This window comes from Rhizobium acidisoli, from assembly GCF_002531755.2.
Lineage (GTDB): Bacteria > Pseudomonadota > Alphaproteobacteria > Rhizobiales > Rhizobiaceae > Rhizobium > Rhizobium acidisoli.
Genome location: NZ_CP034998.1, coordinates 3,494,169 through 3,514,363, shown reverse-complemented (window position 1 = coordinate 3,514,363; position 20,195 = coordinate 3,494,169). Strand labels below are relative to the sequence as shown.

Annotated in this window: 14 protein-coding genes; 7 read left to right on the top strand and 7 right to left on the bottom strand. The window is 62.8% G+C overall.

The features are described 5' to 3' along the window. Positions 1-5: 5 nt before the first annotated feature. The 5 genes from CO657_RS17205 to CO657_RS17185 form a co-directional block, all read right to left on the bottom strand. On the bottom strand, positions 6-2,423 hold the full coding sequence (locus CO657_RS17205; RefSeq protein ID WP_054184213.1) for a circularly permuted type 2 ATP-grasp protein: 2,418 nt from the start codon (positions 2,421-2,423) through the stop codon (positions 6-8). A gap of 30 nt (positions 2,424-2,453) precedes the next feature. Next, complete coding sequence (locus CO657_RS17200; protein ID WP_054184214.1) at positions 2,454-5,780, bottom strand: transglutaminase family protein; 3,327 nt, start codon at positions 5,778-5,780, stop codon at positions 2,454-2,456. Positions 5,781-5,878: 98 nt separating this feature from the next. Next, entirely contained in the window at positions 5,879-7,261 is a 1,383-nt protein-coding gene (locus tag CO657_RS17195; protein WP_054184215.1) for a sensor histidine kinase, read from the bottom strand. After that, the gene (locus tag CO657_RS17190) at positions 7,258-7,935 is read right to left on the bottom strand and encodes a response regulator (RefSeq protein WP_054184216.1); all 678 of its coding nucleotides are present in this window, start codon (positions 7,933-7,935) and stop codon (positions 7,258-7,260) included. Before CO657_RS17190 ends, CO657_RS17195 begins: the two co-directional genes overlap by 4 nt. An 89-nt stretch (positions 7,936-8,024) precedes the next feature. Beyond that, positions 8,025-9,893: an adenylate/guanylate cyclase domain-containing protein gene (locus CO657_RS17185; protein ID WP_054184217.1), complete on the bottom strand. Its 1,869-nt coding sequence runs from the start codon at positions 9,891-9,893 to the stop codon at positions 8,025-8,027. Between the two features lie 427 nt (positions 9,894-10,320). On the opposite strand from CO657_RS17185, the gene CO657_RS17180 reads away from it, so the two are divergent. The 3 genes from CO657_RS17180 to CO657_RS17170 all read left to right on the top strand — a co-directional run bounded on the left by CO657_RS17180 (position 10,321) and on the right by CO657_RS17170 (position 13,365). Further along, positions 10,321-11,190, top strand: coding sequence for an ornithine carbamoyltransferase (locus tag CO657_RS17180; protein WP_054184218.1), 870 nt, complete (start codon positions 10,321-10,323; stop codon positions 11,188-11,190). An 87-nt stretch (positions 11,191-11,277) separates the two neighbouring features. Further along, a protein-coding gene (locus CO657_RS17175; RefSeq protein WP_128715551.1) for an IS630 family transposase occupies positions 11,278-12,226 on the top strand; the annotation gives its coding sequence in 2 pieces (ribosomal slippage) (positions 11,278-11,613 and positions 11,615-12,226; 948 coding nt in all). Between the two features lie 92 nt (positions 12,227-12,318). Further along, positions 12,319-13,365 (top strand): ABC transporter substrate-binding protein, encoded by a 1,047-nt coding sequence (locus tag CO657_RS17170; protein ID WP_054185122.1) that lies wholly within the window; start codon positions 12,319-12,321, stop codon positions 13,363-13,365. A 6-nt stretch (positions 13,366-13,371) separates the two neighbouring features. On the opposite strand, the gene CO657_RS17165 is transcribed toward CO657_RS17170, so the two are convergent. Further along, the gene (locus CO657_RS17165; RefSeq protein ID WP_054185121.1) at positions 13,372-14,985 is read right to left on the bottom strand and encodes a right-handed parallel beta-helix repeat-containing protein; all 1,614 of its coding nucleotides are present in this window, start codon (positions 14,983-14,985) and stop codon (positions 13,372-13,374) included. A gap of 439 nt (positions 14,986-15,424) precedes the next feature. Between CO657_RS17165 and CO657_RS17160 the strand changes: the two genes are divergently transcribed. The 4 genes from CO657_RS17160 (at position 15,425) to CO657_RS36785 (ending at position 18,785) form a co-directional block, all read left to right on the top strand. Next, positions 15,425-16,369 carry a Bug family tripartite tricarboxylate transporter substrate binding protein gene (locus CO657_RS17160; RefSeq protein ID WP_054185120.1) on the top strand — a complete coding sequence of 315 codons (945 nt, stop codon included), beginning with the start codon at positions 15,425-15,427 and terminating at the stop codon, positions 16,367-16,369. Continuing rightward, entirely contained in the window at positions 16,366-16,857 is a 492-nt protein-coding gene (locus CO657_RS17155; protein WP_012558939.1) for a tripartite tricarboxylate transporter TctB family protein, read from the top strand. The genes CO657_RS17160 and CO657_RS17155 overlap by 4 nt, the downstream gene beginning before the upstream one ends. An 89-nt stretch (positions 16,858-16,946) precedes the next feature. After that, positions 16,947-18,464, top strand: coding sequence for a tripartite tricarboxylate transporter permease (locus CO657_RS17150; protein ID WP_003585833.1), 1,518 nt, complete (start codon positions 16,947-16,949; stop codon positions 18,462-18,464). Positions 18,465-18,614: 150 nt separating this feature from the next. Next, positions 18,615-18,785 carry a hypothetical protein gene (locus CO657_RS36785; RefSeq protein WP_097609968.1) on the top strand — a complete coding sequence of 57 codons (171 nt, stop codon included), beginning with the start codon at positions 18,615-18,617 and terminating at the stop codon, positions 18,783-18,785. A gap of 123 nt (positions 18,786-18,908) precedes the next feature. Here CO657_RS36785 and CO657_RS17145 read toward each other — a convergent pair whose 3' ends face one another. Then, on the bottom strand, positions 18,909-20,000 hold the full coding sequence (locus CO657_RS17145) for a DUF475 domain-containing protein (RefSeq protein ID WP_054185119.1): 1,092 nt from the start codon (positions 19,998-20,000) through the stop codon (positions 18,909-18,911). Positions 20,001-20,195: the final 195 nt, after the last annotated feature.

Here is a 20,195-nt window from a genome sequence, read left to right as displayed (position 1 = left end):
CGCCGTCACCCGAGATAGGTCTGGGCGAGCAGATCGGAAAGCTGCTCCAATTCGCGTTCGAGGCGCTGATAGACCTCGGCCCCCATGCCCTCCGGCGTCATCACCGCCAGGCCCGAGTGGAGCCGCATCGCCTCGCGGTAGAAGGGCGACATCTGTCCGTTGATCAGGGCGTTCGGCAGTTGCTCGACCTCGTGATGGATCTCGTTAACCTGGAAGAGGACCGAGCGGGGGTTGAGGGGATCGAGCGCCAGCAGGTCGGTGACGGTCAGCCGCGCCGTATTGACGTTGTAGCGGCGGCGGTGGGTCATGACGCTGTCGCCGATTTCGAGCAGCATGTCGAGCGCGCCGTCGGGCGCTTCCGGGCCGGACATATGGCCGAGCAGCCGCGTCATGTGCAGGCCGCGCTCGATATAGCGGCCGAGTGAGAGGAAGCGCCAGCCCATAAAGCGGTACATGTTCTCGTGCACGAGGCCGGCAAAGCCGGCAAGCTTGCGCAGCAGGATCGTCATCGCGTGGCTGGCGTCGTCGCCGGCGGCGACGGTGACATGGAAGCGGCGGGCGGTCTTGGCGAGATCGTTGAGCGCCAGCCAGCCATCCGGCGAAAAACGGTCGCGAATATTGCTCGCCGAATAAACGGCGCTGTCGATGTTGCGCAGCAGCGTTTCCGGCACGGGTTCGGCGGTGTCGATATCGACGGCTGAGAGATAGGCGGAGACGTCGGCGAGCAGCGGCTGGCTCGGATCGGCGGCTTCGGCGTAACGCGCATGCCAGGCGCGCAGGATGCGCAGCGCCCCTTCGGCGCGCTCGATGTAGCGGCCGAGCCAGAACAGATTGTCGGCCGCCCGGCTCGGCAGGCTGCCCGGCATGTTGCGGGTAAAGCTGCCTTCGGCCGGCAGCAGAGTGTGGCGCTCGACCGGCTTGTCGCTGACGATCCAGACATCGGCGGCCGCTCCGCCCGACTGCATGGCGATCGCGGCGACATCGGCGCCGGAGCCGATGCGGGCAAAACCGCCGGGCATGATCTGCCAGCCGTTCGCCGTGCGGGCGGCGAAGACGCGCAGCGACATCGGCCGCGGCACCAGCTTGCCGTCGACCCAGGCGGGCGTCGTCGACAGCGTGACGACCTCCTGTCCCACCAGTTTCGGGCCGTCCGAACTCAGCCAGTCGGTGATGGAATCCTTGGCGGTCGCCCGCAGCGACGAGCCGAGCACGGATTCGCCGTCGTCGTCGAAGAAGGGGGCGCGGGAATAGGCCGGGCCGATCACCATCTTCTCGATATTCTTGGCGACGTGCTCGCGTTCGTCTTCCTGGCCGCACCACCAGGTGGCGATCGAGGGCAGTTGCAGATCCTGCCCCAGCAGGCGGCGGCAGATGGTCGGCATGAAAGCCAGCAGCGCCCGGGTCTCGAGAACGCCGGTTCCGAGCGCATTGACGATGGTGACGCTTTCGGCGCGCAGCGCTTCGACGAGGCCGGGGGTGCCGATATGCGAATTCTGGTTCAGCTCGAGCGGGTCGGCAAAGGCCGAATCGAGACGGCGCCAGAGAACGCCGATCGGCTTCAGGCCGGCGACGGTGCGCACCATGACGCGGCCCTTGACGACGGTGAGATCCTCACCCTCGAGCAGCATGAAGCCGAGATAGCGGGCGATGTAGGCGTGTTCGTAATAGGTCTCGTTGGCCGGGCCCGGCGTCAGCACGGCGATGCGGTCGTCGCCGGAATGTTTCATCCCCTGCAGCGCGTCGCGGAAGCCGCCGAAGAACGAGGCGAGGCGGTGGACCGGGGTTTCGGCATAGATATCCGAGAACGCCCGGGTGGTCGCGACGCGGCTTTCCAGCGCGAAACCGGCGCCCGACGGCGCCTGCGTCCTGTCGGCTAGCACCCACCAATTGCCATCCGGTCCGCGGCCGATCTCGAAGGCGCAGAAATGCAGATAATGGCCGGAGGCCGGCCGGATGCCGGCAAGCGGGCGTTGGAATTCGGGATTGGCGGCCATCAGCGCCGGCGGCAGGACGCCTTCCTCCACCAGCCGGTTGTCGCCGTAGATGTCGGCGACGATCGCTTCCAGCAGGTCAGCGCGCTGGACGAGGCCGGCCGACAGCGTCTGCCATTCGCGCTCGTCGATCAGCACCGGGATATGCGAGATCGGCCAGGCGCGTTCGCCGGTGCCCTTGCTGCCATAGGCACGGTAGAAGACGCCGGCGTCTCTGAGGTAGCGGTCGGCGCGGGCAAAACGCTCGGCAAGATCCTTTTCCGGCATTGCGCTCAGATGCGAGAGGAAATGCTGCCAGACCGGGCGGACCCTGCCTTTGTTGTCCACCATCTCGTCGGCGGTGCCGGGAAGCGGCGCATAGTCGAAGGCCGCACGTTTGCCGGTGCGGTTCTCTGTCTCTTCCCTGCGCTCTGTTGCCGGCCTCTTACCCATCAAAACCCAAGCTATCCCCCAACGCCGGCATCAAATTCCAGCGGGCCGCCGCAGATCCAGCGTCAGCGGGAATTCCAGCGAGCCCGTCTCGGCACGCGGGATGTATCCGCCCGCCGTATGTCCCCACGGCTCGAAGCGGGCGAGCCGCCTTGCTTCCGCCTCGTTGCCGTTGACCGGGAAGGTGTCATAGGTCCGGCCGCCCGGATGGGCAACATGATAGATGCAGCCGCCGATCGAACGCTTCGACCATGTATCATAAATGTCAAAAGTCAAAGGCGTGTTGATCGGCAGCACAGGATGCAGGCCGGAGGCCGGCTGCCAGGCCTTGTAACGGACGCCGGCGACCGACACGCCGGCCGTGCCGGTCGGCGTCAGCGGCAGGGTGCGGCCATTGCAGGTGACGGTATAACGCGCCGTATTGCTGGTTTCGAGCCGCACCTGAAGGCGCTCGACGGACGAGTCGACATAGCGGACGGTGCCGCCCGGCGCGCCCTCTTCGCCCATGACGTGCCAAGGCTCCAGCGCCTGGCGCAGTTCGAGCTTCGAGCCCTCGTATTCGACTTCGCCGCAGAAGGGGAAGCGGAATTCGAGCTGGGCCTTGAACCATTCCGGGCTGACGTCGAAGCCGTTTTCGCGAAGGTCGGCCAGCACGTCGAGGAAGTCGGCCCAGACGAAATGCGGCAGCATGAAGCGGTCGTGCAGGGTCGTGCCCCAGCGGACGAACTTGCCGTCGACCGGGTTGACCCAGAAGCGGGCGATCAGCGCGCGCACCAGCAATTGCTGGGCAAGCGACATGCGCGCGTTCGGCGGCATCTCGAAGCCGCGGAACTCGATGAGGCCGAGCCTTCCGGTCGGGCCGTCGGGCGAAAACAACTTGTCGATGCAGATCTCGGCGCGGTGGGTGTTGCCGGTGACATCGGTCAAAAGGTTGCGAAACAGGCGGTCGACGAGCCAGGGCAGCGGCGGCTGACCGCGGCCGGGGGCAGCGATCTGCGCCATGGCGATCTCCAGCTCATAGAGGCTGTCATGGCGGGCCTCGTCGATGCGCGGCGCCTGGCTGGTGGGGCCGATGAACATGCCGGAGAAGAGGTAGGAGAGCGAGGGGTGGCGCTGCCAGTGGAGGACAACGCTCTTCAAGAGATCGGGACGGCGCAGGAAGGGACTGTTGTTCGGATTGGCGCTGCCGACGACGACATGGTTGCCGCCGCCGGTGCCGGTATGACGGCCGTCGATCATGAACTTGTCGGCGCCGAGCCGGGTGGCCCGCGCCTCCTCATAGACCGCCGTGGTGATGTCGACGCATTCCTTCCAGTTCGAGGCCGGATGAATGTTGACCTCGATGACGCCGGGATCCGGGGCGACGCGGATGACGTTGATACGCTCGTCCTGCGGTGGCGGGTAGCCCTCGATATGGACGGGAAGTTTAAGCTCGGCAGCGGCGTTTTCGGCCGCGGCGATCAGCTCGAGATAATCCTCGATGCGCTCGACCGGCGGCATGAAGACGCAGAGCCTACCGTCGCGCGGCTCGACCGACATGGCGCTGCGCACGGCGCCGCCGATCTCACCGAGCGTCTGTTCGATCCGGCTGCGATTGCTCTCGCCAGCCTGGAAAGAGGCTTCCGGCATGGCGCGACCGGCCGGCACGAAGACATCGGGCAGCGGTTCGCGCGGGATCGTCGGATCGGCAGGGTGGATATAGGGATAACGCGCCGGGGGAATATAGGGCAGGGTGCCGAGCGGCAGGCGGTAGCCGATCGGGCTGTCGCCCGGGACGAGGAAGATTCGGCCGCGGCGGCTCTGCCATTTCTCGCTGATCCAGACACGGCTTTCGGCCGCCTTGGCGTTCCATGCCTGAACCGGGAGGACGTAACCCGTGGCGACGGTGAGGCCGCGGGCGAAGACCCGGGCGATGCGGTTGCGTTCTTCCGGATCCTTCAGCTTCGAATTCGCCGGATCGACGTTTTCGGGAAGATTGCCTTCCTTGATGATCCAGTCGGCCGGATCCTCATAGGCCGGCTGCACCATGTCGGGCTTGATCGCCAGTTCTCTTGCGATCGCCGTCAGCAGCTTCTCGGCATCCTCTGAAGTGACGCCGGTATCCTTGCCTTCGGCGGCGACCAGATCGAGGTTCTGCCAGACCGGTTTGCCGTCGCGGCGCCAGTAGAGCGAGAAGGTCCAGCGCGGCAGGCTTTCGCCCGGGTACCATTTGCCCTGGCCGTAATGCAGGAAGCCGCCGGGGGCGAAGCGTTCCTGCAGCCGGCGGATCAGGCTGTCGGCCTTTTCGCGCTTGGTCGGGCCGACGGCGGCGGTGTTCCATTCCTCGGACTGGAAATCATCGATCGAAACAAAGGTCGGCTCGCCGCCCATTGTCAGGTGCACGTCCTCGGCCTCGAGGACACGGTCGACCTTTTCGCCGAGTTCGTTGAGCTCGTCCCAGCTTTCATCGGAGAAGGGCTTGGTGATGCGGGGATGTTCGGCGACACGCGACACCTTCATGTCGAAGGCGAATTCGGTTTCGGCCTCGCCGAAATAACCGCCGGAGATCGGGGCGGCGTTGCGGTAATGCGGGGTGGCGGCCAGCGGGATGTGGCTTTCGCCGGTCAACAGGCCGGAGGTCGGGTCGAGGCCGACCCAGCCGGCGCCGGGCAGATAGACCTCGGCCCAGGCATGCAGGTCGGTGAAATCGACTTCGGTGCCGGAGGGGCCGTCGAGCGCCTTCAGATCCGGCGTCAGCTGGATGAGGTAGCCGGAGACGAAGCGGGCGGCAAGGCCGAGATGGCGAAGGATCTGGACGAGCAGCCAGCTGGTGTCGCGGCAGGAGCCCTTGGCGCTTTCGAGGGTCTCCTCCGGCGTCTGCACGCCGGTTTCCATGCGGATGACATAGCCGATCTGCCGCTGCAGACGGGCATTCAACCCGACGACCATATCCACCGTCGGCTGGCCAGGCGACCAGTCGAGCGTCGGCAGCAGCGCCTTCAACCGCGGGCCGGCCGGTTCCGGCGTCATATAGATCGACAGGTCTTCCTGGATCGTTTCAGGATAGCCGAACGGCCATTTGGTCGCCTCCTCCTCGACGAAGAAGTCGAAGGGATTATAGACCGTCATGTCGGCGACGAGATCGACCTCGATCTTGAACTCCGTCACCGGGTCCGGGAAAACGTAGCGGGCGAGGTAGTTGCCGTAGGGATCCTGCTGCAGGTTGACGAAGTGGTTTGAAGGCGTGACCTTCAGCGAGTGGCTGAGCACCCTTGTCTTCGAATGCGAGGCAGGTTTCAGCCGGATGATCTGGGGGCCGAGGCGGACCGGCTTGTCATAAGTGTAATGCGTCAGATGATAGATACTGGCTTTGATCGACATATTTCTCTTTTTATCCGGCTCGCATCGTCGTGCGGCTTGCTGTTCCCGAAATCAGTGTGTGCAATGCAGCGAAATAAAGCAAGGAGGGCCGAAGGCTTTTAAGCCGCCTTGGCAAAGGTGACGACCGCCTTCAGACCCTTGCCGTCCGGGCCCGGCTCCAGCGTCAGGTCGGCGTTGAAAAGATTGGCGATTTCCTCGACGATCGGCAGGCCGAGGCCGGTGCCTTGCGCACCTGTTTGATTGCCGCGCGAAAAACGCCCGCGCACTGCCTCCAGTTTATTGCGCGGAATGCCGGGGCCATTGTCTTCGACTTCGAGGCGGATCGTCTCCGTGGCTGCGATGATGCGGACGGTGACCTCCGCCCCCTTGCCGGCATAGGCGATGGCATTTCCGGCAAGATTGCGCAGCATTTCGCCGATCAGCAGCGGCTCGGCGCGGATCATCGCCGGGCTCTCGCCTTCGAAGCCGAGATCGATGCCGGCGACGGCTGCCGTCGGGATCTGCTCGCCGGTGATTTCCTGGGCGATGGCGGCAAGATCGATGGCGGAGGCGGTCAGCGCCTCCTTGGCGGTGGCGGCGTCGATCTTTGCCATCAGCAGAAGCTGGGCAAGGATGCGCTCGGCATGCGCCACGGCCTGGTCCCCCTTTAGCGCTGCCGCCTGGGCCTCGGCAAGCGAGCCGGCACGGGCGGAAAGCGCAAGCTGGGTGCGGATGATCGCCAGCGGCGTGCGCAGCTGATGGCTGGCATTGCCGGTGAAATGGCGCAGCGCATCGAGCGCCGATTGCAGGCGGACCATGAAGCTATTCACCGTATCGACCAGCGGTTCGACTTCGCTCGGCACGGTCTGCTCGATCGGGTGCAGGTCATCGGGGCTGCGCTCGCCGATGGCGTCGCCGAGTTTGTAGAGCGGGCGCAGCGCCACGGTGACCGAGATCCAGACGATGACGGCGGCACCAGCGATCATGAAGGCGAGGCGCAGGGCCGAGCGAACGAGGATCGCTTGCGCCAACTGCCGGCGGGCGATGGTGGTTTCGGCGACCGTGACCACGAAGGGCACGGAGCGGATGCCTGTGGAGGCAGAGCGTTCGAGCGTGGCGACGCGGATCGGTTCACCGCGGAAGGTGTCGTCGGCGAAGGCGGCAGCATTGGCCGGCGTTTTATTGAGGACCGGCAGCGACTGGTAGCCGGTGATGAATTTGCCCGGCGGACCGTCGACGCGGTAGAAGACGCGGTCCTGCGCTGCCGAGGTCAGCATTTCAAGCGCGACATAGGGGATGTCGACCTGCAGCGAGCCGTCCTCGGCGACAACGACGCGCTCGGCGATCGCCAGCGCCGAGCCGGCGAGCACGCGATCGGAGACGATGTTCGAGGTCTGGACAGCCTCGCGATAGGTATCGGCGAGCGCCAGCGTACCGATGACGGCGGTGGAGACGAGCAGCCAGAAGAGCAGCCGGCGCCTGAGGGAATAGGCGGCTTTCATGAGGCCTCGGGGAGCTTGTCGAGATAATAGCCGATGCCGCGGGCGGTCTTGACCGTCAGGCCATGCGGCGAGAGGCGTTTCCTCAGGCGGCTGACATATTGCTCGATGGCGTTCGAAGAAATGTCGTCGTCGAAGGCCGTCAGCGACTGGATGATCGCTTCCTTGGCGACGACCTTGCCGGCCCGCATGAAGAGAATTTCGAGCAGCCCAAGCTCGCGGGCGGGAATATCGAGCGGCGTGGCCCCGGCCGAAAAGGCGCGGGAATTGAGATCGAAGGAGATGCCGCCAAAACTGACCGTCGCCGAGCGCAGGCCGGCCTGACGGCGTAAAAGCACACGCACGCGGGCCTCGAATTCAGCGATGTCGAAGGGTTTGATCAGATAATCGTCGGCGCCGAGATCGAGGCCCTTCACCCGTTCCTCCGGCGTGCCGCGCGCGGTCAGGATAAGGACGGCCGCCTGGTTTTGCCGGGCGCGCATGGCGCGCAGCACGTCGAGCCCGTCCATCTCGGGGAGGTTGAGGTCGAGGATCACCAGATCGAAATTTTCCGCGGCGATCACCGCATTGGCGGATGCGCCGTCATGGACGACATCGACGGCATGGCCCGTGCCGCGCAAGATCGCCGACAGGCCGTCGGCCAGCGCGATATTGTCTTCGGTGAGCAGGATGCGCACGGATGTCCCCTGTTTTCCAAAGGAGATTACAGAGGTGGGGGAGCGATGTCACAGCGATTTTAAAGATTGGGTGAAGGAAAAGCCCGGTGTCAACTCCCGGTCCTTTCGATCCGTTCGCGCTGCATCATTGCGGCGGCCAGCAGCCTGCGGAAGCGGGGATCGTCGCGGATGTTGTCGAGATCGGAATCATTGTTGAACCATTTGATATGATAGACGGAGCTGTGCGGCAGCAGCCTCTCAAGAAGGTCGATCGCCTGGTCGATATCACCAAGGACGGAATAGACGCAGGCGAGATTGTACTGCGCGACGATGTCGTCGGGATCGATAGCGATGGCGCGGGCGGCCCAGTCGCGTGCCCTCTTGGTATCGCCCATATGCGCAAGCGCCAGCGCGCCGCGATGGGCCGGGCCGGAATTTTCCGGATTGAGGTTCAGCGCGCGTTCGGCGCGCAGCAGACCGAGACGCGCCCAGTTTTCCGTATCCAACACACGCCCGAGCGAGCGGTAGGCGGACATCAGATGGATCGGCGAGACGTAGTCGTCAGGGCGGATTGCGGCGGCGCGGGTAAAATATTGAACCGATTCAGCGAAGTTGCCGTGCATGAAGAAGAAGCGGGCATAATGGAAATTCGCCTCGAACAGGTTCGGGTCGAGCGACAGGGCCCGTTCGAAGGCCGCCGCTGCGCTGTCATCAAAGCCGCTCTGATGCAGGGCAAGACCGTGGGAGGCGTGGGCTTCGGGAAGGTCTGGATCAAGCGCAAGCGCGCGGGCGCTCATCTCGAGGATGCGCCTTAGCGGAACGTCGTCAGGTGCCCAATCGCGGATCGCCGCGTCGCAATCGGCAATGCCGGCGTAGGCGCGGGCATAGTCGGGGTCGAGCTCGACCGCCTTGCAGAACATGCGCCTTGCGAGCTGGAGATAGGATTTGGTCCAGGTGTGAGAGAGCTGACGACCCCGGAGATAATAGGTATAGGCCTCGACATTGGCGGTCGGCTCAGTGGCGATCGCCTTCTTCTCTTCCGGCAGCAGCCGCACCTTCAACTGGCCGACGATCGCATGGGTGATCTCGTCCTGGATGGCGAAGATGTCGGTCAGGTCGCGGTCATAACGTTCGGCCCAGAGATGATCGCCATTGGCGGTGTCGATCAGCTGGCCGGAAATGCGCACACGATTGCCGAAGATGCGCACACTGCCCTCGAGCACGTAGCGCACGCCAAGTTCCTGAGCGAGCCGCTTCACCTTCACCGATATGCCCTTATAGGTGAAAATCGTATTGCGCGGCACGACGTGCAGGCTGGAGATCTTGGAGAGATCGGTGATGATGTCTTCGGTGATGCCGTCGGAGAAATAGTCCTGGTCGGCATCGCCGCTCATATTGGTAAAGGGCAGCACGGCAATGAAGCAGGTATTGCGGTTCTGCGCGACCAATTTCGCCGAGGAGGGCGGCGCCAGGGTGACGGTGTAGACCTGAACCGGCTGCCGGATGTTCTTCAGCATATGCTCGCCGATGAATTCGAAACCGAGATTGAGGCGCGCGCCGACCTGATCGCGCACCGAGGCCGATACGGCGATGCCGCCGGGCGCTGCGATACGCTCAAGCCTGGCGGCAAGATTGACGCCGTCTCCGAAGATATCGCCGTTCTCGACCACGACATCGCCGAGATTGATGCCGATACGGAATTCGACGCGCTCGTCCTTGGGCACGTTCTCGTTGCGGGCGGCCATACTGCGCTGGATTTCGGCGGCGCAGGCAACCGCGTTCACCACGCTCTGGAATTCGGCAAGGATGCCGTCGCCGGTGAGTTTGACGATCCGGCCCTTATAGTCCGAAATCCTGATATCGACCAGTTCGCAGCGGTGGCGGTTCAGCGCCTGCAGCGTGCCGGCCTCATCAATGCCCATCAGTCGGCTATAGCCAACGACATCCGCAGCGAGAATAGCGCTCAGTCGTCGTTCCATGACCCCTCCCATGGATCTTCCCAGTTTAGTCCAGCTTTTTATAGAGTTTTTGTCGCGTAGAGTCGCCCCCAGAATAGAAATTCGGGCGGATTCGACGTTTTGACACGGCAGCGCGACCATATAGCGTCGCCGTTCTTCATCAATACTCTGAATGGGTGAAGGATAGCGTTCGGCGCTAATCCTTTGTGATAAAAAGTGGATTCTAATTGCAGCAGACGGAGTGATTTGCTTCAGGCAAAGCTTCGGACAGGCACCATAAAAAGTGGCCGTCGATCGGTTCGTGACTTGAAAGCGGACCCATGGTGCGGGCCGGAGGACGGTTGCGAGGGGTATCCAATATCGAGTGTGATTCGCGGCTGCTTGGGCGGTTGCTGTCAGGCTGGTGCCGGTTATTGTGGTGACGGTTCATGCGCAAGGAAGATTTTGGATGACAGCTTCGGCCCGGAATTTTCTGGAGCTTCACGATATTCCTGAGGCCGGGCTTCGGTCGATTATCGCTCGCGCGGGGGTGCTCGCCAGGGCCTGGAATGAGCGCACCATGCCGCAGAGCCTGGCGGGCAGGCGCGTCGCGCTGATTGCCGACGATAGCGGCTGGCGCAATACGACTGCCTTCGATCTCGGCGTCCAGGCGATGGGTGGTATCTGCGTGCATGTGCCGATCGGCTTCAACGGTCGAGAGGAATCCGGCGATCTTGCGGGTTATCTCGGCAACTGGTTCGACATGCTGGTGATCCGCACAAGGGAATTGGAGACGCTGAAGGCGGTGGCCGCCGCCGCGCCGGTGCCCATCATCAACGCGCGCACACGCTCCAACCACCCTTGCGAGACGCTCGGCGACCTTGCCTATATCAACAGCCGGCGCGGTTCGATCGACGGGTTGAAGGTCGTTGGGGTGGCGGCAGACGCAAATATCCTCCGCTCCTGGGTCGAGGCGTCGATCGCATTGCCGATCGAGGTGGTGCAGGTCTACCCCGAACGCTGGCATATAAGTGATACCGCACTGCTCAACGAGCGGTTTCGCGCAAGCACCGATATGGGCGAGCTATCGGATGCCAACATCATCATCACCGATTCATGGCCGGGTGACGCTCTTGATGACGCGCTTGCCAGCTACCGGATCGGGACCGATATTCTCGATCGTTTGCCGGAGGATGCGATCTTCCTGCCGTGCCCGCCGGTGACGCGCGGCCAGGAGGTGACGGCCGAGGCGATGGAGCATTCGCTTTGCCAAAGTCGCGCAGCCAAGGCCTTCCTACTGCACGCACAAAATGCGCTGATGGAATGGGTCGGCGCCTAGAGCGGTTCATTTCTTTTCGGAATCGGCGGATTCCCAAATCAGCAGATTTGTGATTCATGATGGATGCTGGGTTGGAGGCCAGCATCCATGACGCGACCTTATTCGGATGATCTTCATGAGCGCGTTGTTTCCGCGGTTGGTGCTGGTCAGAGTTGCCGGGTTGTGGCCGAGCGGTTCGATATCGCTGTTTCCTCTGTGGTGAAGTGGTCGCAGCGTTTTCGCGCAACCGGCAGTGTTTCGCCCGGCCAGATGGGCGGCCATCGCCGGCGTATTTTGGAGCCGTACCGAGCCTTTATCATCGAGCGGATTGAGGAGACGTCGCATCTGACGCTGCATCGGCTACAGGACGAGTTGGCCGCACGCGGCGTGAGGGTGTCGCACAATGCCATCTGGCAATTCATGCGCCGCGAAGGCCTGAGCTTTAAAAAAAACGCTGTTCGCCCTTGAGCAGGGTCGCGCCGACATTGTCCGGCGCAGAGCACGCTGGAAGGCCTGGCAAGGCCGCTTCGATCCGCATCGCCTGGTCTTCATAGATGAAACCTGGATCAGAACTAACATGGCGCCCCTGCGTGGCTGGGGGCTGAAAGGTAAGAGGCTGCGCGGCTTTGCACCGCACGGCCGCTGGCGCACCTTGACCTTCCTTGGCGCTTTGCGCTGCGATCGGCTCACCGCGCCCTGCGTCTTCGATGGTCCCATCAACGGCGAGTGCTTCAGCGCATATGTCAGCCAGCAATTGATCCCAACCCTCAAGCCCGGCGACATCGTCATTCTCGACAATCTCGGCTCTCACAAAGCCAAGGCCATTCGCGATGCCATCAAAGCGGCCGGCGCCAGGTTATGGTTCTTGCCGAAATACTCGCCCGACCTCAATCCGATTGAGCAGACATTCGCCAAGATCAAGCATTGGATGCGGTTGGCCCAGAAGAGAACCACTGAGGACACCTGGCGCCATCTAGGATATCTCGTCGGCACCATTAAACCAGACGAATGCGCAAACTACTTCGAAAACGCAGGCTACGCTTCTGTCAAAACATGAAACGCTCTAATTCCACCGCCCTTGCTCCTGCCGGCGGCCTTGCTCCCCCCGGCGCGCTCAGGCATTGTTAGGGCATGAGGAGAGTTTTTATCTTGCTGCTGGCGTTCTGGCCGGGCTTTGCGCTCGCCGATCAGGCCTTCTATGCGGCGAAATCGGGCAATTCAGATGCGCCGGTGCTGACGGTTTATTCTTCGCTCGACGAACCGTTGGCGCAGCCGATGATCCGGGGTTTCCAGGATGCCAATCCCGACGTCGCGGTCAAATACGAAGACATGCTGACCGGCGATATCTACGACCGGATCGTCAGGGAGACGGATGCCGGCAAGAAGACGGCGGATTTCGCCTTTTCCTCGGCGATGGACTTGCAGGTGAAGCTCTCCAACGACGGATATGCGCAGGTCAGCAACCTGCCGATGAGTGCGGCATGGCCGAAATGGGCGAACTGGCGCAACACCGCCTATGCGCTGACCTTCGAGCCGGCGGTGTTTGTCTATCACAAGCCGAGCTTTGCGCATGAGCCGGTGCCGAGCTCGCGGGCGGAATTCGTCGATTACCTGACCCGCAAGGGCAACGAGGCCTATGGGCGGATCGGAACCTACGATATCGAGCGCTCCGGCGTCGGTTTTCTGTTCATGGCGCGCGACCAGGAACAGTTCGGCGATATCTGGTCGGTGATCGGAGCGATGGGGGCTGCCGGCGTCAAGCTCTATTCGACGAGTTCGGCGATCCTGGAGCGTGTTGCCGACGGGCGCTTCGTGCTCGGCTACAATATTCTCGGCTCCTATGCAGCCGACTGGGCCTCGCGCTATCCGGATGTCGGCATCGTGCTGCCGAAGGACTATACCGTGGTGATGTCACGGATCGGGCTGGTGCCGCAGGCGGCCGCCGAGCCGGAGCTCGGCCGGCGTTATCTGACCTTCTTCATGTCGAGGGAAGGGCAGACGATCATGGCGCGCGAGCTGCAGATCCCCGCCGTCAGCCCCGAGGTGGCCGGCGAAAATACTGCCAATACGCTGCAAGAACTGCTCGGCGCCCAGCTGCGGCCGGTGCCGGTCAGCCCCGGGCTGATGGTCTATCTCGACCAGGTGAAACGGGCGCGGCTGATCGCACACTGGAACGAGGTTCTGCGGGCGCAGTGACGAGCCTCAGCTTTCGGCCGCTTCGCCCTTTCCGCAAGGAGCGGCGTAAAGCCAATATTCGTAGAACATCGGTCTATCGACCGTGAAGGGATCTTCACCCTGCCAGGCGCCGACGGTGTAGTCAGCGCAGCCGACGGCCTGGGTTCGCCCGTCGGGAAGCTGCATCAGGAAGGCGATTGCTGGAACCTTTGTGGTCAGCTTCAGCCCCTCAGGCTGGCCGAGGACGGGCGAGTGGAAAGGAACCGGTCCGGGATGGGCGTCGACGCCGATCGCATATCCCGCCTCGCGCAGCAGATTGGGGAAATATTTGTGATCGATCAGATCGCCGTCGAAGCGTATGTCGAGTTCCTGCCAAAGCCTGGTGAAATGCTTGCCTTCGAGCGAAGCTTCATCCTGTCCCTCTTTCGGCACGCTCTGCCAGCCCGCGCCAAACGGTACGGAATCCTCCGGCGTCGAAAGGCCTGTCGCGCCATAATAGCCTATCGCATTGTTCAGGTGGTGGAGCTGGCGGAAGCGGTAGCGCTTGCTGATCGGCCCTCTCAGCATCCATGAATTGTTGAAGACATAATGCGGGCCGACCGCTTCGTGTTTTTTGGGAAATTTGAAAAGCTGGCCGAAATTGCGATCGTCGTCATCGGGGCCAGGCCGGTGTTGGTTCCAGCCGAGATTGCCGTAGATATAGAAATATCCGGATCGCCGCATCTCCAGCGAAAAAGGCATGTAGCAGTCAACGAAGCGGTTGCCGCTCACGGTCCAATTCCAGGCATAGTCCTCCGCCTCGACGGCGTTGTCGCGAATGCGGACGAACCAATTGTTTTCAATGACGATGTTGCGGCAGAAATCCTCCACCGTCGAATCGGACGCATCGTTGAAAAAATGGATGCCGTTGAAGGCATCGAGAATGGCGTTGTCGCGCAGCACGACATAACCGGCGATGGTCCATGCGCGGAAGAAGTCGCCGTCAAAACCGCGCTCGTCCTTTTCGACGTTCACGCGGCTCGCGGTGTCCTCGATATTGCCGTGAACCTGGCCCCAGTAGGTTTTTCGCCAGAGCCTGCAATCCTCGGGATCGAGCGCGGCATCGACCATGCCGGATTTCCGGATCGCGGCAAGGTCCGCCTCGCCGTGCGACTGCAGATCCTGAATCCAGTCGCACCCTTCAATCAGCAGATGGCGCGTATAGGCTCCGGCCGCGCCGATGGCGATCGTGCTGCCGCGAATATGCAGGCGGCGGAGCGTGATATGCTGGCAGTTGTCGAGATAGATCGCGGTCGGCCAGCAGCCCTCGAAGGTCAGATCTTCAATGACGACCCATTGGCAATTGCGCAGCACAAGTGCTGCATCATCGGCAAGGTAGTAGATGCCGGGAAAGCGGCCATTGGCTTCCTGCACGGCGGAGAGACGGTTGGCGGTGCCGCGATGATCGTCATAGCTTCTGCCGCCGTCGATGACGGCATCGGCGCCGCGGATCACCACCGGCTGCTGCTGGGAGCCGCTGACAGAGGAGAGGACAAGCGGCGTTGCATATCGCCCGCCTTCCAGCGTCAGTGTCGCGCCGGGGCGCAGCGATCGCAGGTCCTCATAAATCCGGTCGGGATTCGTGTGCAGGCAGCGCGACATATCGTTTCCTATGGGGATCGGTAAAATAAAGATCTGCAGAAATTGAGATAGCCGGAGCAAAACCTTGAATTGTACAAGGTGTAATTGACTTGAGGTCGCGCGTGCAAGGGTTAAACTTCAGAGACTTGCGCGCAATACACGGATTGGGAGCCAAGGGGCATGACCTGCCTGCATGATGCGGGCAGCTAAGCGGGATTGAGACCCACCCCAACCCAATTACGGCAAAAAAGTGGCCCCTTCTCCTGGATATCTCGCCGGTGTCAGCTAAATGACAGCTTGTTGTGGTGGCTTTGGCTACTTCTTCTCCGTGGAGGCGGAGAGCTGAAGCCTTGGGAGGTATTCTGCTCGTCATCAGGACAATCGTGTCCGCTGTCGGCCGTTCCTCCCGATTCCCAGAGAATAACAGGCGGTTTGCTCAGCCGCCCACGGAGGACACATCGTGAAGCATACGTTCATCGCAACCCTTCTTGCCGCGACCATCGCGGTGCCGGCCTATGCGGCCGACTACACCATCATCGCGCCGGCCGCTCCCGGCGGCGGCTGGGACCAGACGGCCCGTTCGCTGCAGACGGTTTTGCAGCAGGAGAAGATCTCCGGCAACGTGCAGGTCCAGAACGTGCCCGGCGCCGGCGGCACCATCGGCCTGGCACAGTTCAGCAGCCAGGCTGCCGGCAATCCGAACTCGCTGATCGTCGGCGGCTATGTCATGGTCGGCGCGATCCTCACCAACAAGTCGCCGGTCACGCTCAAGGACGTCACGCCGATCGCCCGTCTGACCGGTGAATATGAAGCCGTCGTCGTTCCGGCCTCTTCCGAGATCAAGACCATGGCCGATCTGGTTGCGGCGCTGAAGAAGGATCCGGGCGCGGTTTCCTGGGGCGGCGGTTCGGCCGGCGGTACCGACCACATCACGGTCGGCCTGATCGCCAAGGCCTCCGGCGTCGATCCGACCAAGATCAACTATGTCGCCTTCTCCGGCGGCGGTGAAGCGCTCGCCGCCATTCTCGGCGGCCAGGTCACGGCCGGCGTCTCGAGCTACAGCGAGTTCGAATCACAGGTGAAATCCGGCACGCTCCGTCTTCTCGCCGTCTCCAGCGACAAGCGCATCGACGGCATCGATGCCCCGACGCTGAAGGAAGCCGGCACCGACGTCACCATCCAGAACTGGCGCATGGTTGCCGCGGCTCCCGGCCTGTCGGCGGAGCAGGTGGCAAGCGTCACCTCCGATTTCGAGAAGCTGCATAGCTCGGCCACCTGGCAGGAAACTCTGAAGACCAAGGGCTGGGCCGACACCTATCTGTCCGGCGATGCCTTCAAGGCGCAGCTCGAGAAGGATGTCTCCGCCACCGAAGGCATTCTTAAAGATATCGGACTTGTTCAATGAGCGAGGATAACACCTCCTCGGCAACGACACGCCGCCCTGATTGGGCGGCGTTCATCATTGCCGTTTTCCTCTTCGTCGTCGCCGGCGTGATGGCCTGGGATGCCTCGCATCTGAAGACGATCGCGCAATACGACCGCATCGGCCCGGCGACGGTGCCTCAAGTGGTGGCGTTCGGCCTCTTCTGTCTCGGGGTCTGGACCGTCGCCGAAGCCTGGCGCGGCGAATTTCCGGAACGCGATCGGCAGGAAGTGGCGCCCGTCATCTGGATCGTCGCCGGTCTTGCCGGCCAAATGCTGCTGCTGCGCGTCGCCGGTTTCTCGATCGCCACCGGCATCCTCTTTGCGCTGACGGCACGCGGTTTCGGCAAACGCAAGCTCTGGTTCTCGCTGCCGCTTGGCATCGTCCTCAGCTTCGTCGTCTGGGCGATCTTCTCGCAGCTGCTGCAGTTGACGCTGCCGGCCGGCCCACTCGAACATCTGTTCTTCTGATCGCGCGGGACGCGCTGTCAGCCCTTTTGATTTTACGCGGCGCCTGACCTCGAAATCGTAAGGTCGGGAACGCCGCCTGGGACACCAAGATGAGCACATTCGAATTCCTATGGCAGGGTATCCTGGTTGCGATGCAGCCGATGAACCTGGTTTATGCGCTGGTCGGCGTGACGCTCGGCACCGCCGTCGGCGTGCTGCCCGGCATCGGCCCGGCACTTACCGTGGCGCTGCTGTTGCCCGTCACCTACAAGCTCGATCCCGGCGGCTCGCTGATAATGTTCGCCGGCATCTATTATGGCGGCATGTATGGCGGCTCGACCACCTCGATCCTGCTCAACACGCCGGGTGAAAGCGCTTCGATCGTCACGGCGCTCGAGGGCAACAAGATGGCGCGCGCCGGGCGCGGCGGACCGGCGCTGGCGACAGCGGCGATCGGCTCCTTCGTCGCCGGCCTGATCGCGACGCTGGGGCTCGCCTTCATCGCGCCCTATATCGTCAAGTTGGCGCTGGTCTTCGGGCCGCGCGAATATTTCGCGCTGATGGTGCTTGCCTTCGTCACCGTCTCCTCGGCCTTCGGCGATTCAGCCCTTAGGGGTCTGACGGCGCTGTTTATCGGCTTCGCGCTCGCCATGGTCGGCATCGACCAGCAGACGGGGCAGGCGCGGCTGTCCTTCGGCATTCCCGACCTGCTCGACGGTGTCGAGGTGACGACGCTTGCGGTGGCGATGTTTGCGATCGGCGAGACGCTTTATATCGCCGCGCAGGGCAACCGCATTGCCGAGAAGGTCGAGGCGGTCAAAGGTTCGCTGTGGATGACGGCCGAGGACTGGGCGCGGTCCTGGAAGCCCTGGCTGCGCGGCACCTTGATCGGCTTTCCGATCGGCGCGATGCCGGCGGGCGGCGCCGAAATCGGCACTTTCCTTTCCTATGCCACCGAAAAGCGGCTGGCGAAGAACCCGGAGGAGTTCGGCCATGGCGCGATCGAAGGCGTGGCAGGTCCCGAGGCGGCCAACAACGCGTCGGCCGCCGGCACGCTGGTGCCGCTTCTGACCCTCGGCCTGCCGACGACGGCAACCGCGGCGATCATGCTTGCCGGCTTCCAGCAATACGGCTTGCAGCCGGGGCCGCTGCTGTTTGCCACCAATCCGCAGCTTGTCTGGGGCCTGATTGCGAGCCTGCTCATCGCCAATGCGATGCTGCTGGTCTTGAACCTGCCGATGATCGGCCTCTGGGTAAAGCTGCTGACGATCCCGAAGCCGTGGCTTTATGCGGGCATCCTGCTGTTTGCGACGCTGGGGACGATCGGCGCCAACCCGTCGGTATTCGAACTCGGCATGCTGCTCGCCTTCGGCCTGCTCGGCTATCTCATGCGGCTCTTCGGCTATCCGATCGCGCCTGCCGTCGTCGGCCTGATCCTCGGGCCGCTGGCCGAGCAGCAGCTGCGCCGTGCGCTGGCGATCAGCCAGGGTGACGTCACGACGCTGGTGATGTCGCCGATCGCCGCGGGCCTGCTGATCGTTGCGGCCGCCGCCTTTCTCATCCCGCTGATCCTGCGGATTCGCGGCCGCGGCCAGGTGCTGTCGCAGCTGGCTGCAAACGAAGACTAAAAAGACGACATTACCCCTCCCTCAAGGCTGGCCATGGAAACATGCGCCGGCCTTCTGTTTTTGCATGGCTGCGGTGATTTTCTGAGCATTGTGGAGGTATCTGCGCGATACCATCTATAAGCGGTCAATCAAAACAAGAGGAAATGGACAATGTCCGCCATCCGCAATTCGGTCCGCACAGGTTTCTTTGGTCGCGCATTTGCTGTGCTCGGCGCCGCAAATGGTGTCAGCGCCGCCGTTGAAGCCGGCCGCCGGCCGCGTGCCCGCGACCTGAGGGAACTCGGCATCGACCCGACCGCCTTCGGTCAGGCCTCCCGCTAACCTGCGTTAAGCCATGCATGAATGAAATAGCCCGCAACCATATGGTCGCGGGCTTTATTTTTGTCCAAAGGGAAGGCCGCAACGCAAAGCGCTGCGGCTCTGTTTCTAAATGCATTGCAATCGTCAGGCGTGAAGTTCTTCCTGCCGGTTGGCGTGATCTTCCAGCCGCTCGCGCCTGTTGTGGCGGATGGAAGACCAGAGCGACAGACCGATCAGCGTCGCGCCACCGAGCCCGGTGATCACCTCGGGGATGTGCACCAGGGTTTGCGCATACATGATCACCGAGAGGATCAGGATGGCGTAGAAGGCGCCGTGCTCGAGATAGCGGTATTCGGCAAGCGTCCCCTTCTCCACCAGCATGATCGTCATCGAGCGCACATACATGGCGCCGATACCGAGGCCGATCGCGATGACGAAGAGGTTCTGCGTCAGCGCAAAGGCGCCGATGACGCCGTCGAAGGAGAAGCTGGCATCCAGCACCTCGAGATAGATGAAGGCGCCGAGGCCGCCCTTGGCGGCAGCGCTCATCGTTTGTTGCGAGGCATCGAGCAGTTCACCCACCACCTCGACCGCGAGGAAGGTGAGCAGCCCGTAGATGGCGCAATGGACGAAGACGCTCGCCTGCTCGCCGCCGATCAGCCAGGAGAAAACCAGTATCAGCGCCAGAACGAAAGCGATCTCGATGCCCCTGATGGTGGCTGAGCGCGCCATCACCTTTTCCAAGCCTCGGAACCAATGGATTTTCTTTTCATGGTCGAAGAAGTAGCTGAGGCCGACCATCATCAGGAAGGTGCCGCCGAAGGCTGCGATCGGCAGATGCGCGTCATTCATGATGCGGGCATATTCTTCCGGCTCACGGGCGGCAAGCACAAGTGCATCCCAGGGGCCGATCCGTGCGGCGATCGCAACGATCGCCAGCGGAAAAACAATGCGCATGCCGAAGACGGCGATGATGATGCCCCAGGTGAGGAAGCGCTTCTGCCAGACCGGCGTCATCTCCTTCAACTTGTTGGCGTTGACGATGGCATTGTCGAAGGAGAGCGAGATCTCCAGCACCGCAAGCACGGTGCAGATGAAGAAGACGGTCGCCATGCCGCCGATCGTGCCTGTCGTCTGCCAGCCGAGCACGGCGCCGAGAACGAGGCCGAGGGCCGTGACGATAAAGGCCCAGCGGAAATAGCTGAGCGAGGAGTGGTGGGTCGCGGGCTGGTTCATGGCCGCACCTCGCGGCCGCAAATCATGGTGGAGAGGGAGGAACGCGGCATGCCACGACGGGCATGCGGATAAGGCATGGTGAGCTTGTTCATCGATGAAAAATCCGCCGGCTAAGCTGCAGGCGGTACCGACATCACGAGAGCGCCGTAAAAACTCTCGCCAGAGGGGCCCGGCACCAAAATTACCCGCAGCCGA